This window comes from Alishewanella sp. HL-SH05, from assembly GCF_052655985.1.
The window spans coordinates 237,288-252,750 of sequence record NZ_CP199753.1; the positions used below are offsets into that span (position 1 = coordinate 237,288).

Here is a 15,463-nt window from a genome sequence, read left to right on the forward strand (position 1 = left end):
AACTTTGCTACTTTAACATCGCCTTAAGATCAAAATTTAACGTCTAGCCAATCCATGTTTTTATCAAAACTGAGGGTTTTAACGCCATTCATGCTTTCAATATTAACGGTGTTAATCTGCTTTGGCCAAATCTCTTGTAAAGAGCGGTGACGTACCCGCAATCCTGGCAAGTCATCTGGCATCACAGCCTCTTGGTATACCCAAAAGAAGCGACCGTCTAACTGGCCGCCAATCAGGGTTAACGCTATCGGTTCACCGTTTAAATGCGTTAAAGCAAATTGCGCTGTCACATACTGACTGAATGTTTGCTGGGTTTGTTCGTTATTTAACAAGTCAGCTTGTTTATCAAACAATTGTTTTACCGCATGTTCTGCATCATGCACATAAAAACGGTGCATCACTTCAATATTACCGCTTCGCGCGTTAAACAATACGGTACTGACCGCCGCGTTCATTTCATGTGCAAAACTTGGGCTAACTAAGCCTGCCATTATCAGCAGGCTAAGCAGATAACGCATTAGTTACCTTCCTTAAGCTTTTCATCGGTTTTTTCAGCCGGATCTTTTAGCTTAGTTTTACTGTCTTGCATAATATCGCGGCTTACTTTGGCTTTACTCTTATCAGATTTGTAAGCCTCTACGCGTGACGGAATAATACGACGTGGGTAATAGTTGTTTTCAATGTCGACATCGGCAGTTTCCCACTTCGGATCAACGACCACTTCTTTTAACACTTTGTCTTTTGCCGTCACAATCATCTTATTCACCGCTTTCGGGCTACGACGCCAAATCTCAGCAGGGATCATCTGATCTTCAACGCTGCCATCGGTATAATGCAGTTGCAGTAAGATGGGCATCACTAACCCACCTAAATTACTGAATTGCAGTACATAGTAGTTTTTATCTTCTTTTACTGCACGTTCAAACGCGGTGCGCTCCCACGGCTCTAAATCGGCTAAGAACTTGTTATAGGCATTACGTTCTTTATTGGTTACGGTAAAACGGTCGTTTTCATCATAAAAATCGGTGATATCTTTGTTTTTATCAATCCACAGTACTTTACCAGCCGCTTTGTTGCGCTCAACAAACAATGAGGTGGGTTTGTCTAACTCTTGCTGGCGCTCACGTGCAAAATCAATATCAGGATCTTTGGTATCCATGCGTAACTGATAGACACGGTCTAACGAAATATCCACATGATCAGTGCTGTAAAACCAGCCACGCCAGAACCAATCTAAATCGACACCGCTGGCTTCTTCCATGGTACGGAAAAAATCAGATGGCGTTGGGCGTTTAAATTTCCAGCGCTGGGCATATTCTTTAAAGGCAAAATCGAATAACTCACGACCCAGGATTACTTCACGTAGAATATTTAATGCTGCAGCAGGTTTGGTGTAAGCATTTGGGCCTAAACGTAATACGCTATCGGATTGCGTCATGATCGGCACTTGAACATCCGATTTCATATAATCGACAATATCACGAGGCTCTACGCCCCAAGGAATAGTAGGGTCCCACTCACGACCGGCAACGCCGTCTAAAAAGCTGTTTAAGCCTTCATCCATCCAAGTCCACTGACGCTCGTCCGAGTTAACAACCATCGGGAAATAAATATGACCAATCTCATGGATCACCACGCCAATTAAAAAGCGTTTTTCGGCTTGAGAATAGGTGCGGCTGCCATCGTCTTGTAACTTAGTGCGAGGGCCGTTAAACGTGATCATCGGGTATTCCATACCGCCGACAGGGCCGTTTACCGACTGTGCAACTGGGTACGGATAATCAAACGAAAAACGTGAGTACACTTCCATGGTATGCACCACAGATTCCGTAGAATACTTTTTCCACAGATCGCCGCCTTCTTTAGGATAAAACGACATCGCCATGACCAACGGCTGCTCTTTGCCGCCTTGTTGATAACCTTTAGCATCCCACATAAATTTACGTGATGACGCCCAAGCAAAATCACGCACATTATTAGCTTTAAAATGCCAGGTTTTGCTGTCATTAGTACCGGCTTTTTCGTTTTCTAAGGCTTCTTCTTCAGTAACAACAAACACCGGCCGCTTCGCTGTTTTCGCTTGCTCTAACCGTGCAATCTGCTGTTTAGTCAGCACTTTACTGCTGTTTTGTAACTCACCAGTCGCAGACACTATGTGATCGGCTGGTACCGTTAATTTCACATCATAATCACCAAACTCTAAGGTGAATTCGCCGCGACCTAAAAATTCTTTATTGGTCCACGCTTCGTAATCGGTGTAAGCCACTAACCGCGGGAACCACTGAGCTAATAAGAAAATATCATTGCCACCTTCATTCGCATCATCCGGAAAATGCTCATAACCTGAACGGGCTGACACCGCATCTTCTTCTACGATGTTAAAAGCAAAATCTAAACTAAACTCCATCGACTGGCCGGGTTTTAATGGCGTGTCTAAATCGATGCGCATTAAGGTACCCACTACCGTGGCGGCTAAGGTTTTACCCTTGCTGTTTTTCACATTATTGATTTGAAAGCCCAGCTCGTTATCGGCCATAAATTGTTGGCGACGTAACTCTTCTAGGCTCAAACGAGCAGTAATGTCACCTTCACCTATCGAAGTAGCAGGACCGCGACGGCCAACACCACCAAAATCGGTGCTCATTTCAGCCATTGAATCGTTTTTGAAAATATTTTGGTCTAAATGCAGCCATAAATATTTCAACGTGTAAGGTGAATTGTTTTTGTATTGAATTTGTTGTTTTGCACTTAAACGGCGCTTGGCTTCGTCTAAGGTGACATCCATCTGATAATTGACTTGTTGTTGCCAATATTGCTGGCCTGGCTCACCGGCAGCATTACGATAGATATTCGGTGTTGGAAGCACTTCGTCTAATTGACGAAATTTATCTTCAAAATCACCTTTTGTCTGGCGCACAGCACTGGCAGTAGCAAATTGGCTACACAACAATACAGTGACCAGGCTTATGACTGAAATACGGGACAAAATGGCAGACATCAGCAGGTCTCTCTGGTTATTTATTAGTAAAATGGCAAGTATCTACTCTAGGTAAATTTACCTGAACAAACAAGGCCTATCTATCACGAAAAGCCGGGGTTCTGTCTCCAAAAAAAAGCCCCGCAAAAGCGAGGCAATTTAGTCAAATAAAGATTAATCTCTTGGCTTGCGTGGTGCACGCGGTGCCGCACCAGGACGCGGACCAGGGCCTGTGCCAGTGCTTGGACGACGCTCGCCGCCAGAAGCCGTAGCACCCGTATCCACACTGATATTCAGTTTCTGCTTACGCACATAAACCTTTTTCAGGTGTTGGAAGATCTCATTTGGGATCGTAGCCGGTAATTCTACCGTACTAAAATGGTCAAACAATTTGATATTACCAATGAATTGGCTATCAATGTTCGCTTCATTAGCGATAGCGCCAACGATATCACCGGCTCTAACACCGTGTTCTTTACCCACTTCAATGCGGTACGTGTTGTAGTCGCCTTTCATTTCACGACGCACACGTGGACCGCGTTCTGGACGATCACCCGCTGGGCGATCGCTACGCTCACGACGTGGCCGCTCTTCACGTTCACCACGAGCATGCGGCTGGCGTAATTCAGGAAATTGCTTCGCTACGTTTAGCGGCTGATCTTTTTGCGCTAAGTACAATAAGGCTGCCGCTAAATCAACATCGGTCGTTTCTAACTTTTCACGCCAATCTGTCACTAACTCTTGGAAGAAGCTCAGATTTTGCGTTTCAATCGTTTGTGCTAATTGCTCACGGAAAGACTCGATACGACGCTGCTCAATCACTTGACCGCTTGGTAAGCTCATTTGCTCAATCGGCTGCTTAGTTGCATGTTCAATCGTGCGCAGCAAACGGCGTTCACGAGGTGATACGAATAAAATCGCTTTACCTTCACGACCAGCGCGGCCTGTACGACCAATCCGGTGCACATAGGCTTCACTATCGTAAGGAATATCGTAGTTAACTACTAAGCTAATACGCTCAACGTCTAAACCACGCGCAGCTACGTCAGTTGCCACAATGATATCCAGCTGACTGGCTTTCATCCGACGAATCGTTTGCTCACGGTGTGCTTGGTTCATGTCACCATTTAAACAGGCAACGGCATAACCACGGGCACCCAATTTCTCAGCAATTTCTTCGGTAGCACTTTTCGTACGAACGAACACGATGCTGGCATCGTACTCTTCGCCTTCTAATAAACGAGTTAACGCATCTAACTTTTGATTAGAATCTAACATCACATAACGCTGAGTAATGCGCTCAACGGTACTGGTTTTCGACGCAATTTTAATTTCTTCAGCATTTTTTAAGTGCTTTTGCGCAATAGCGCGAATTTGCGCGGGCATGGTAGCAGAGAACATCGCCACCTGACGACCTGCGGGGGTTGCATCCATGATGGTTTGTACATCATCGATAAAACCCATCCGTAACATTTCATCGGCTTCATCCAGCACGATAGCGCGCAGTTTGTCGAGTTTCAACGTACCGCGATCTAAGTGATCTAAGATACGACCCGGGGTACCGACGATAACTTGTGAACCACGCTTCAGTGATTTAAGTTGATTGGTATAGCTTTGACCGCCGTATAAAGGCAAGACATGAAATGCAGGCATGTAGCGAGCATAAGCTTGAAAGGCTTCAGCAACCTGGATCGCTAACTCGCGAGTGGGTGCTAATACCAGAATTTGTGGATCATTTTGCGCAGGATCTAGCCGTGCCAATAAAGGCAGAGCGAAAGCACCGGTTTTACCAGTACCCGTTTGCGCCTGACCTAATACGTCTTCGCCAGCCAATAATTTTGGAATAGCCGCTGCCTGGATAGGCGAAGGCGTTTCATAACCAAGTTCAGTAACCGCACGAACAAGCGGTTCCGGCAGCATTAGCTGGGAAAAAGACAATGTTTCAGACATACGTTGTTATAACCTCAAATCACACGCAGGCTTGTTGGAGTGCTATTGTTGTTTTTACTTGGCCTGCAATGCAGTAAAAACACGAAAACGAGCAAAAACCGTAGCTTTTCTCGATTTTATTCCATTAGTATAGCCAGTCATTTACCACCTGGAAGAGATCCATGATAGAAATCCTCGTTGGCAGCCAAATGGGCGCAGCGGAATATGTGGCAGAACAAGTTGCTGAAACACTGGTACAAGCGGGATATGAAACTAAACTTCATCTTCAACCCGATTTGGATCAGCTAAACCCGACTCACATCTGGTTAGTGATCACATCCACCTATGGCGCAGGAGATCTGCCTGATAATATTCAACCCTTTGCGGATCAATTAGCACAAGATCGCAGTGATCTTAACACACTTTCTTACGCCGTGATCACTTTAGGTGACTCCAGTTATGATACTTTTTGCTTAGCAGGGCAAAAAATTGCCACTTTATTAGAAAATCGCGGTGCAAAACGCCTTATCGACGGTTTAGATATTGACGCACAAACAGACGCCTTGCCAGAGGATATTGCCCAAGCTTGGCTACCTTTGTTTATCCACAGCTTATCCGGATCTGATCTGGGATAACTTTGCAGCGGGATCCCAACAAGGGATCCCTGCATGCTAACAATGCTATAGCCGCCACGATCTTATGATCCGCTTCCCCACACCTTATACACATATTGACACTTCTAATATAACTAATGTTGATAACTAGTCTTTTATGCGGTTATTAAGCTGTATTTATCCCAATAATAAAATTATTTTCTGCGCCCAGTGTGGATAAGTAACGATCTTACACACGGCTTCACCTGACGTAGATCCAAGCTTGATCACAGGATCTGATCTTATCTAATCCATTGATCCTTCGTATGTAAAAAGGCTTATCCACTGCAAATGGCTTGCTTAATAGAAGTAATAATAAAAAAGATCTAAAAAGATCTTATATATATTAAGCACGATCCTGATCCTATTTTGCCCATTTCACTCAACCCAAGATCAGGCTACAATATGCACCCTGTTTTTAATCTGTATGTGATCGAGGCAAGTATGCTGTTTCAAGAAAGTTTTGACGTTATCGTTGTAGGTGGTGGACATGCAGGTACTGAAGCCGCCTTAGCTGCAGCTCGTGCTGGTCAAAATACTTTATTGCTAACGCATAACATCGAAACCCTCGGTCAAATGTCGTGTAACCCAGCTATTGGTGGTATTGGCAAAGGCCATCTAGTTAAAGAAATCGATGCATTGGGTGGCGCCATGGCTATGGCAGCAGACCGAGGTGGTATTCAATTTAGAACTTTAAACAGTTCAAAAGGCCCTGCCGTTCGTGCTACTCGTGCCCAAGCTGATCGGCAACTCTATCGTGCCGCTATTCGTAGCATATTAGAAAACCAACCAAATCTTAAAATCTTCCAACAAGCCTGTGATGATCTGATTGTTGAACAAGATCAAGTCAAAGGCGTTGTTACGCAAATGGGTTTAAAGTTTCATAGTAAAACCGTGGTACTAACAGTAGGCACCTTTTTGGGTGGTCAAATCCATATTGGCCTAGAGCAATTTTCGGGTGGTCGAGCAGGCGATCCGCCGTCTATCGCCTTGGCTAAACGCTTACGCAATTTACCCTTTAGAGTGGATCGTTTAAAAACCGGCACACCGCCGCGTATCGATGCACGCACCGTTGATTTTTCAGTTATGCAAGCTCAGCCAGGCGATAATCCTACGCCAGTATTTTCATTCTTAGGCAAACATAGCGATCAACCACCGCAAATCCCGTGTTACATCACCTACACCAATGAAAAAACACACGATGTAATACGTAACAACCTGGATCGTTCACCGATGTATACCGGCGTGATCGAAGGTATTGGCCCACGTTATTGCCCATCAATTGAAGACAAAGTGATGCGTTTTGCTGATAAAGATCAACATCAGATCTTTATTGAACCAGAAGGTTTAACCACGCATGAACTATATCCTAACGGTATTTCAACCAGTTTACCGTTTGATGTGCAACTCAGTATTGTGAGATCGATCAAAGGCATGGAAAACGCCTATATCACACGTCCAGGCTATGCCATTGAATATGATTTCTTCGATCCACGCGATCTTAAGGCCACTTTAGAAACAAAATTTATCAGAGGCTTATTTTTTGCCGGCCAGATTAACGGTACCACCGGTTATGAAGAAGCCGGTGCACAAGGCTTACTAGCCGGGATAAATGCCGCATTGTATGCCCAAGAAAAAGACGGTTGGTCACCAAGCCGTAATCAGGCGTATTTAGGTGTACTGGTGGATGATCTCACAACACTGGGTACTAAAGAACCTTACCGCATGTTTACCAGCCGAGCTGAATACCGGCTGATGTTACGTGAAGATAATGCCGATGCTCGTTTAACCAGTAAAGGCCGTGAGCTAGGCTTAGTAAACGATATCCGTTGGGCTGCCTTTAATGAAAAAATGGAGCAAATTGAACTTGAACGACAACGTTTACGTCAAGGCTGGATCCATCAACAACACCCAGCTTTAAACGAAGTTAATCAATTACTTAAAACGCCTTTAACCCGCGAAGCCAGCTTAGAAGAATTGATCCGCCGTCCTGAAGTTTCTTATCAGCAATTAATTAGCATTGCTGAATTAGGTCCCTGTTTAGCTGATCCGATAGCAGCTGAACAAGTTGAAATTCAGATCAAATATGAAGGCTATATTAACCGTCAACAAGAAGAAATTACTAAGCAGCAACGCAACGAAGCAACAAAATTGCCTGCAGGCTTCGACTATGCCTCGGTTAAAGGTTTATCGAATGAAGTTATCGTTAAACTAAACCAAACCCAACCAGAAACGGTTGGCCAAGCATCACGTATTTCAGGCATTACGCCCGCAGCGATTTCTTTATTGTTGGTGTACTTAAAAAAACAAGGTTTACTGCGTAAAAGCGCTTAAAGGAAAAGCATGACTAATTTATTAAGCCCTTTACGCCGGCTAGTTGCACAAACCGATCTGCAATTAACTGAACAACAATTACAACAATGCGTGGATTATGTTCGGTTATTGGATAAATGGAACAGCGCTTACAACCTCACTTCAGTACGTGATCCACAAGAAATGCTCATCAAGCACGTATTGGATAGCCTGGTTGTTGCACCCTATTTAATCGGCGAACGTTTTATTGATGTTGGCACCGGTCCTGGTTTACCTGGTGTGTTATTGGCCATTTACGATCCACAGAAACAATTTTTCTTGTTAGACAGCTTAGGAAAACGTATACGTTTTTTAAATCAGGTGAAATTACAGTTAGGCTTAAACAATATTTTCCCACTACAAAGCCGAGTTGAAGATCATCAACCCCAACCCGGTTATGATGGTGTAATAAGCCGCGCATTTGCCTCACTTAATGATATGCTGAACTGGTGTCAGCATTTACCTGGGCTAAACGGCCAGTTTTTCGCCATGAAGGGCGCTGCAGTGCAAGAAGAAATTGCAGCTTTGCCGGATTTTGTTAAAGTAACAGCTATTCAAAACTTACAAGTACCAGAGCTGGATGCGCAGCGTCATTTGGTTATTCTAAAAAAAGTCTAATCGTCAAAGAGGGATCCTTGTGGGCAAGATCATCGCAATAGCTAACCAAAAAGGCGGCGTGGGTAAAACAACCACAGCGGTGAATTTGGCTGCCTCTATGGCCGCAACAAAACGTAAAGTTCTGCTTATTGACCTTGATCCTCAAGGTAATGCCACTATGGGGAGCGGCGTCGATAAATATGAATTAGCCGCCAGTGCTTACGAATTATTAGTCGATGAAAAACCCTTATCAGAAGTGGTCGTAAAAGAAACGACCGGCGGTTATCATCTGATAGGGGCCAATTCTGATGTGACCGCGGCCGAAGTACGCCTGATGGATGTTTTTGCTCGTGAACTTCGTTTGAAGAACGCATTGAAAGCTTACAAAAGCAGTTACGATTTTATTTTTATCGATTGCCCACCTTCTTTGAATATGTTGACGGTTAACGCAATGGCCGCAGCTGACAGCGTATTAGTGCCGATGCAATGTGAATATTTTGCGCTAGAAGGTTTAACCGCTTTAGTTGAAACTATTAATAAATTAGCCGCGGTAATCAATGGCGATCTCAAAATCGAAGGCATATTACGGACCATGTATGATCCCCGTAATCGTTTAGCCAACGATGTGTCTGAGCAATTAAAACAACATTTTGGTGATAAGGTGTATCGTGCGGTGATCCCGCGTAATGTTCGGCTTGCCGAAGCGCCAAGTTTTGGTACACCGGTAATGTATTACGATAAAAGCTCGACAGGCGCTAAAGCTTATCTCGCTTTAGCAGGTGAAATATTACGGCGATCTGAAAAGAAAAGTAGCACAGCAGCTAACCTAACCAGCTAACAGCCTCTAAAGGAATTACACTTCGCATGTCTTCAAAAAAACGCGGTTTAGGCCGAGGGCTTGATGCATTACTCACAGCAAGTAAACCTACTAACACAGTAGATGTCGCACCGATTAAATCGGAACTGCAAACTATTCCAGTAGAGTTTCTACGCCCTGGTAAATATCAACCGCGTAAAGACATGTCACAAGAAGCGTTAGACGATCTGGCCAGTTCAATCAAGGCGCAAGGGGTTATTCAACCTATCGTTGTTCGTACCTTAGCCGAAAACAGCTATGAAATTATCGCGGGTGAACGCCGTTGGCGAGCAGCGCAATTGGCACAACTTGCCGAAGTGCCTTGTCTCATCAAAAATGTGCCTGACGAAGCTGCCGTGGCTATCGCGCTGATTGAAAATATTCAGCGCGAAGATCTTAATGCTATGGAAGAAGCCATAGCACTGCAACGCTTGTTATCTGAATTTGAATTAACCCATCAACAAGTGGCTGACGCGGTCGGTAAATCACGCACCACTGTCACCAATCTTTTACGCTTAAACCAATTAAACGATGATGTGAAATTGTTGTTAGAGCATGGCGATATTGAAATGGGGCATGCACGGGCTTTATTAGCTTTATCAGATGCGGACCAGTCTGATGCTGCCCGTTTAGTGGCGGCTAAACAAATGACGGTACGTGATACTGAAAATTTGGTGCGGAAAATACTTGAACCAGCACCTGTACCCGAGCCAAAAGTAAAGGATCCCGATGTGATTGCACTTGAACAACGCTTAAGTGATCGCTTTGCTGCGCCTGTGCAAATTCAGTACAACAAAAAAGGCAAAGGTAGTTTAATGATTGCCTATAATAGTTTAGATGAATTAGATGGCATTTTAGGTAAGTTAGGCCACGAACAATCAGAATAGCTAAAATTTTCTCCAAGATCGCTACATGACTAACGTCTAAGCCGCTTTTAGTTGCAAATCAGGGGCAAATAAGTATACTTTCGCATGTTTTTTGTAACCCCTTCTCGGGCGTTTTCAGAGGGAATTACAGTGGCTGAGCCAAATAGCCAGCAAAGTCGTAAAGCTGCATATTTGTTAGTTTTGTTTCAAGCAGTGTTTGCAACCTTGGTGGCGTTATTCTTTCTGATTGCGGCAGATGCCGCAGCGGCTAAATCGGCTTTTAAAGGCGGTTTAGTGGCAGTAATAGCGAATTTTGCATTCGCTTTTTTTGCGTTTCGTCACAGCGGCGCAGATAAAGCAGAATTGGTGGCGGCTTCAATGATGCGCGGCCAATCAATGAAAGTATTGTTAACAGTAGTGTTGTGTGCAGTGGTTTTTCAACAAGAGCAAACGGTAGCGGGACCTTTTCTTACCGGATTTTTGCTTACCCTGCTCACACAATGGACAGCACCTTTTTTCTTTAAACATTAACATTGGGATGAAACATGGCTGCAGGTGAAGAGTTAACGCTATCCAGTCATATTCAGCACCACCTTACTAACGCCAAAATGTGTACCGTTGACGGTAGTGTCGCATTTAACAAAGCGTGTAGCGAGGCCGGGTTCTGGACATGGCACATTGATACGCTCGCTTGGTCTATTGGCTTAGGCCTCTTATTTATATTATTGTTCCGTAGCGCCGCTAAAAAAGCGACAACCGGCGTACCGGGTAAATTTCAATGCTTTGTGGAAATGGTTATCGAATTCGTTGCTGCCAACGTTAAAGATACCTACCACGGTAAAAGTAAACTTATTGCCCCGCTGGCACTGACCATCTTCGTTTGGATTTTCCTAATGAACTTGATGGACTTAGTACCTGTTGACTTCTTGCCAGCCTTTGCTGGTTGGGTCGGAGCCACCTTCTTTGGTATGGACTCGCATGATGTTTACATGAAGATCGTACCCACAACTGATATCAACATGACCGCCGCTTTAGCATTGGGCGTATTCATATTGATGATCGGTTATTCAATCCGTATTAAAGGTGTTGTTGGCTTTATTAAAGAGTTAACGCTGCATCCTTTCAGCACCAAAAACGTACCGCTGCAAATTGTACTGATCCCATTTAACCTATTACTTGAACTGATTGCCTTAGTAGCCAAGCCATTCTCGCTGGCACTACGTTTATTCGGTAACCTGTATGCGGGCGAAATGATCTTTATCCTGATTGGTGCCATTGGCTTGTTGCAGTTACCACTGCACTTTGTTTGGGCGGTATTCCACATCCTGGTAATTGTATTGCAGGCGTTCGTGTTTATGATGCTGACCATTGTTTACCTGAGCATGGCCAGTTCGGACAATCATTAATTTTTTTAAACTTTAACTTAAACTTGAAATATCGGAGATAAAAATGGAAATTGCAGTAGCTATCAAATTAATCGCAGTTGCGCTGTTAATCGGTTTCGGTGCTATCGGCACTGCGCTAGGTTTCGGTAACATGGGCGGTAAGTTTTTAGAAGCTTGTGCTCGTCAACCAGAACTAGCACCTTCACTACAGGTTAAAATGTTCATCCTTGCTGGTCTTATCGACGCCGTAGCTATGATCGGTGTAGGTATCGCCATGTACATGTTGTTCGCAATGTAATTTAAGGTTTTTAAACTCGAACAACTAAATAAGGAGGAGCGGACGTGAATTTAAACGCCACTCTTATCGGAGAATTAATCGCTTTTGTCGTCTTTGTACTGTTTTGTATGAAGTTCGTCTGGCCACCGCTGAGTAATGCAATTGAAGCGCGCCAGAAGAAAATCGCAGACGGACTGACGGCTTCTGATCGTGCTGAAAAAGACTTGGCTTTAGCCCAGGACAAAGCAAAAGATCAGTTAAAAGATGCCAAAGCACAAGCGGCTGAAATCATCGAGCAAGCGAAAAAGCGTGAAGCGAAAATGCTGGACGAAGCGGTAGCGAAAGCTTCTGCTGAGCGCGACAATATCCTGGCACAAGCCAAGACTGAAATTGAAGCTGAACGCAATCGTTTACGTGAAGATTTACGCAAGCAGGTAGCAGCCTTAGCGGTAGCCGGCGCAGAGAAAATTCTGCAACGCTCTATTGACGAAGCAGCTCACGCTGACATCCTGGAAAAACTGGTACAAGAACTGTAAGAGGGTGAGCTATGTCTGATTTGACGAATATTGCTCGTCCTTACGCAAAAGCGGCCTTTGACTTTGCTGTTGAGCAAAAAGCATTGGACGCATGGTTAGAAATGCTGGTGTTCGCTGCGGAAGTAGCAAAACACGAACAGGTTGCTGCCATATTGCGTACTAACGGCACTGCCGAAACGCAGGCCGACCTGTTTATCCAGGTATGTGGTGAGCAACTCAATGAGCAAGGTCGCAACTTTATTAAAGTTATGGCTGAAAATCACCGCTTGTTGGCGTTGCCTGAAGTATTAGCAACTTTTATTGAGCATAAAGCAGCGTATGAAAAAGAAATTACTGTTGAAGTAACTTCTGCCACCACACTGAATACTGCACAACAAGACAAGCTAATAGCTGCATTATCGCAACGTTTGGCACGCAAGGTTAAATTGCACTGTAGCGTCAATCCTGACGTAGTCGGCGGAATGCTGATTAAAGCAGGTGACATGGTAATTGATGGCTCGGTCCGCGGTAAGCTGGATCGTTTAGCAACTGCGCTGCAGTCTTAATGGGGAACAGAGAATGCAACTGAATTCCACAGAAATATCTGAACTGATCAAGAGTCGTATTGCTCAGTTCGACGTGGTCAGTGAAGCTCGTAACGAAGGTACTATCGTTCAGGTAACTGACGGTATTATCCGTATCAATGGCCTTGCAGACTGTATGCAAGGTGAGATGATAGAGCTTCCTGGCAGCCGTTATGCAATCGCACTGAACTTAGAACGTAATTCAGTAGGTGCGGTAGTCATGGGTCCGTATGCGGACTTAACGGAAGGCACAAAAGTTAAAAGTACTGGCCGTATCTTAGAAGTACCTGTAGGCCCAGGCTTATTAGGTCGTGTAGTTAACACACTCGGTGCGCCAATTGATGGTAAAGGTCCAATTGAAGCTGCAGGTTTTGAGCCAGTAGAAAAAATTGCACCTGGCGTAATCGAACGTCAATCAGTTGATCAGCCAATGCAAACCGGTTACAAATCGGTTGATGCGATGATCCCGATCGGTCGTGGTCAGCGTGAATTGCTGATCGGTGACCGTCAGACCGGTAAAACGGCCCTGGCAATCGATGCTATCATCAACCAAAAAGCCACTGGCGTTAAATGCGTTTATGTGGCAATTGGTCAAAAAGCCTCTACTATCGCTAACGTAGTACGTAAATTAGAAGAGCACGGTGCTTTAGCTCACACTATCGTGGTTGTGGCCTCTGCTTCTGAAGCAGCTGCGTTACAATACTTAGCGCCATACTCTGGCTGTACTATGGGCGAATACTTCCGTGACAATGGTGAAGATGCGCTAATCGTATATGATGATTTATCTAAGCAAGCAGTTGCTTACCGTCAAATCTCATTACTGTTACGTCGTCCACCAGGTCGTGAAGCTTACCCAGGTGACGTATTCTATTTACACTCTCGTCTACTTGAGCGTGCATCGCGTGTTAATGCCGATTATGTTGAAAAATACACTAAAGGCGCAGTGAAAGGTAAAACCGGTTCATTAACCGCCTTACCTATCATTGAAACACAAGCGGGTGACGTTTCTGCTTTCGTACCCACTAACGTGATCTCAATTACCGATGGTCAGATCTTCTTAGAAACTGACTTATTTAACGCAGGTATTCGCCCTGCCGTTAACGCCGGTATTTCAGTATCGCGGGTAGGTGGTGCAGCGCAAACTAAAATCATCAAAAAGCTGGGTGGCGGTATCCGTTTAGCCTTAGCTCAGTATTCAGAATTAGCCGCGTTCGCGCAGTTTGCTTCTGACCTAGATGATGCAACCCGTGCTCAGTTAGAGCATGGTCAAAAGGTGACTGAGCTGATGAAACAGTTACAGTACAGCCCGATGTCAGTTGCTGAGATGGGTGTGTCTATTTTCGCTATCGAAAAAGGCTTTATGAAAGATGTTGATGTTGCCAAAATCCTTGATTTTGAAGCAGGATTAATCGCCTTTATGAAAGCTGAACACGCTGAGCTGATGGCTGAAATCGATAAAACCGGTAACTACAACGACCAAATCGAGTCTACGTTCAAAGCCGCTATTGATAAATTCAAAGCGACGCAGACCTGGTAAGCAATGTGGGTGGCTTAGCCACCCCATTCGTTGAAAAAACGGAGATACAGTCATGGCCGGTGGTAAAGAGATAAAAAGTAAGATTGGGAGTATTAATAATACTCGCAAGATCACCAGTGCTATGGAAAAAGTTGCGGTCAGCAAAATGCGCAAAGCGCAAGACCGCGTGGCTGCAACTCGCCCATACGCTGAAGGTATGCGCAAAGTGATTGGTAATGTGGCGAATGGTTCGCTCGAATATCGTCATCCGTATTTAGCGGATCGTGACGTGAAACGAGTGGGTTACATCGTCATTGCTACTGACCGTGGTCTTTGCGGTGGCCTGAATACCAACGAGTTTAAACGAGTCGCTATCGAACTGAAGAACTGGAAACAGCAAGGTGTTGATGCTCAATTTGCCGTAATCGGTAATAAAGCCGCCGCCTTCTTCAAGCGCTTCGGTGGTAAAGTGGTCGCTGCACAATCGGGTTCAGGTGACGTACCACGTTTGGCTGATGTGATTGGTTCGGTGCAAGTAATGCTGCAAGCATTTAACGAAGGCCGGATCGACCGCTTATTCCTGGTATACAACAAGTTTGTTAATACCATGAAGCAAGAGCCAGTGATCGATCAACTGTTACCTCTGCCAAAAGCAGACATCGCACAAAAAGAGCATAATTGGGACTATCTATACGAGCCAGATCCGAAACCTATTTTGGATATGTTGTTGTCTCGTTATATTGAATCTCAGGTTTATCAAGGTGTTGTTGAAAACGCTGCCAGTGAACATGCAGCGCGGATGGTGGCAATGAAAGCCGCAACCGACAACGCTGGTAACCTGATGGACGACCTGAAACTCGTGTACAACAAAGCACGTCAGGCCGCGATTACCCAAGAGCTCAGCGAGATCGTCGCAGGTGCGGCAGCTGTAGGCTAAGGTTAAGAGTTTTGCAAAT

Annotated in this window: 15 protein-coding genes; 12 read left to right on the forward strand and 3 right to left on the reverse strand. The window is 44.7% G+C overall.

Annotated features, from left to right (window positions below; translation table 11 throughout):
- Positions 1 to 29: 29 nt before the first annotated feature.
- The 3 genes from ACUJFL_RS01165 to ACUJFL_RS01175 all read right to left on the reverse strand — a co-directional run bounded on the left by ACUJFL_RS01165 (position 30) and on the right by ACUJFL_RS01175 (position 4,927).
- Complete coding sequence (locus ACUJFL_RS01165; RefSeq protein ID WP_226750663.1) at positions 30 to 518, reverse strand: DUF6702 family protein; 489 nt, start codon at positions 516 to 518, stop codon at positions 30 to 32.
- Entirely contained in the window at positions 518 to 2,998 is a 2,481-nt protein-coding gene (locus tag ACUJFL_RS01170; protein ID WP_445425812.1) for a M1 family metallopeptidase, read from the reverse strand. The genes ACUJFL_RS01165 and ACUJFL_RS01170 overlap by 1 nt, the downstream gene beginning before the upstream one ends.
- Before the next feature lie 153 nt (positions 2,999 to 3,151).
- Positions 3,152 to 4,927: a DEAD/DEAH box helicase gene (locus tag ACUJFL_RS01175; RefSeq protein WP_445428243.1), complete on the reverse strand. Its 1,776-nt coding sequence runs from the start codon at positions 4,925 to 4,927 to the stop codon at positions 3,152 to 3,154.
- 161 nt (positions 4,928 to 5,088) lie between these two features.
- On the opposite strand from ACUJFL_RS01175, the gene mioC reads away from it, so the two are divergent.
- The 12 genes from mioC (at position 5,089) to atpG (ending at position 15,444) form a co-directional block, all read left to right on the forward strand.
- The gene (mioC, locus tag ACUJFL_RS01180) at positions 5,089 to 5,541 is read left to right on the forward strand and encodes an FMN-binding protein MioC (protein WP_226750661.1); all 453 of its coding nucleotides are present in this window, start codon (positions 5,089 to 5,091) and stop codon (positions 5,539 to 5,541) included.
- 462 nt (positions 5,542 to 6,003) lie between these two features.
- Positions 6,004 to 7,893, forward strand: a complete 1,890-nt coding sequence (mnmG, locus tag ACUJFL_RS01185) for a tRNA uridine-5-carboxymethylaminomethyl(34) synthesis enzyme MnmG (protein ID WP_445429049.1) — start codon at positions 6,004 to 6,006, stop codon at positions 7,891 to 7,893.
- A 9-nt stretch (positions 7,894 to 7,902) separates the two neighbouring features.
- Entirely contained in the window at positions 7,903 to 8,529 is a 627-nt protein-coding gene (gene rsmG / locus ACUJFL_RS01190; RefSeq protein WP_445428244.1) for a 16S rRNA (guanine(527)-N(7))-methyltransferase RsmG, read from the forward strand.
- A 19-nt stretch (positions 8,530 to 8,548) separates the two neighbouring features.
- Positions 8,549 to 9,346, forward strand: a complete 798-nt coding sequence (locus tag ACUJFL_RS01195; RefSeq protein ID WP_236129123.1) for a ParA family protein — start codon at positions 8,549 to 8,551, stop codon at positions 9,344 to 9,346.
- 26 nt (positions 9,347 to 9,372) lie between these two features.
- Positions 9,373 to 10,251 (forward strand): ParB/RepB/Spo0J family partition protein, encoded by an 879-nt coding sequence (locus ACUJFL_RS01200; RefSeq protein WP_445428245.1) that lies wholly within the window; start codon positions 9,373 to 9,375, stop codon positions 10,249 to 10,251.
- An 84-nt stretch (positions 10,252 to 10,335) separates the two neighbouring features.
- On the forward strand, positions 10,336 to 10,761 hold the full coding sequence (locus tag ACUJFL_RS01205) for an ATP synthase subunit I (RefSeq protein ID WP_267867503.1): 426 nt from the start codon (positions 10,336 to 10,338) through the stop codon (positions 10,759 to 10,761).
- Positions 10,762 to 10,775: 14 nt separating this feature from the next.
- Positions 10,776 to 11,636 carry a F0F1 ATP synthase subunit A gene (gene atpB, locus ACUJFL_RS01210; RefSeq protein ID WP_226750655.1) on the forward strand — a complete coding sequence of 287 codons (861 nt, stop codon included), beginning with the start codon at positions 10,776 to 10,778 and terminating at the stop codon, positions 11,634 to 11,636.
- 43 nt (positions 11,637 to 11,679) lie between these two features.
- Positions 11,680 to 11,913 carry a F0F1 ATP synthase subunit C gene (gene atpE, locus ACUJFL_RS01215; protein ID WP_062483651.1) on the forward strand — a complete coding sequence of 78 codons (234 nt, stop codon included), beginning with the start codon at positions 11,680 to 11,682 and terminating at the stop codon, positions 11,911 to 11,913.
- 44 nt (positions 11,914 to 11,957) lie between these two features.
- Positions 11,958 to 12,428 carry a F0F1 ATP synthase subunit B gene (gene atpF / locus ACUJFL_RS01220; protein WP_226750654.1) on the forward strand — a complete coding sequence of 157 codons (471 nt, stop codon included), beginning with the start codon at positions 11,958 to 11,960 and terminating at the stop codon, positions 12,426 to 12,428.
- An 11-nt stretch (positions 12,429 to 12,439) separates the two neighbouring features.
- Positions 12,440 to 12,973 carry a F0F1 ATP synthase subunit delta gene (atpH, locus tag ACUJFL_RS01225; RefSeq protein ID WP_226750653.1) on the forward strand — a complete coding sequence of 178 codons (534 nt, stop codon included), beginning with the start codon at positions 12,440 to 12,442 and terminating at the stop codon, positions 12,971 to 12,973.
- Positions 12,974 to 12,986: 13 nt separating this feature from the next.
- Positions 12,987 to 14,528, forward strand: a complete 1,542-nt coding sequence (gene atpA, locus ACUJFL_RS01230; protein ID WP_226750652.1) for a F0F1 ATP synthase subunit alpha — start codon at positions 12,987 to 12,989, stop codon at positions 14,526 to 14,528.
- A 52-nt stretch (positions 14,529 to 14,580) separates the two neighbouring features.
- Positions 14,581 to 15,444 (forward strand): F0F1 ATP synthase subunit gamma, encoded by an 864-nt coding sequence (gene atpG / locus ACUJFL_RS01235; protein WP_226750651.1) that lies wholly within the window; start codon positions 14,581 to 14,583, stop codon positions 15,442 to 15,444.
- Positions 15,445 to 15,463: the final 19 nt, after the last annotated feature.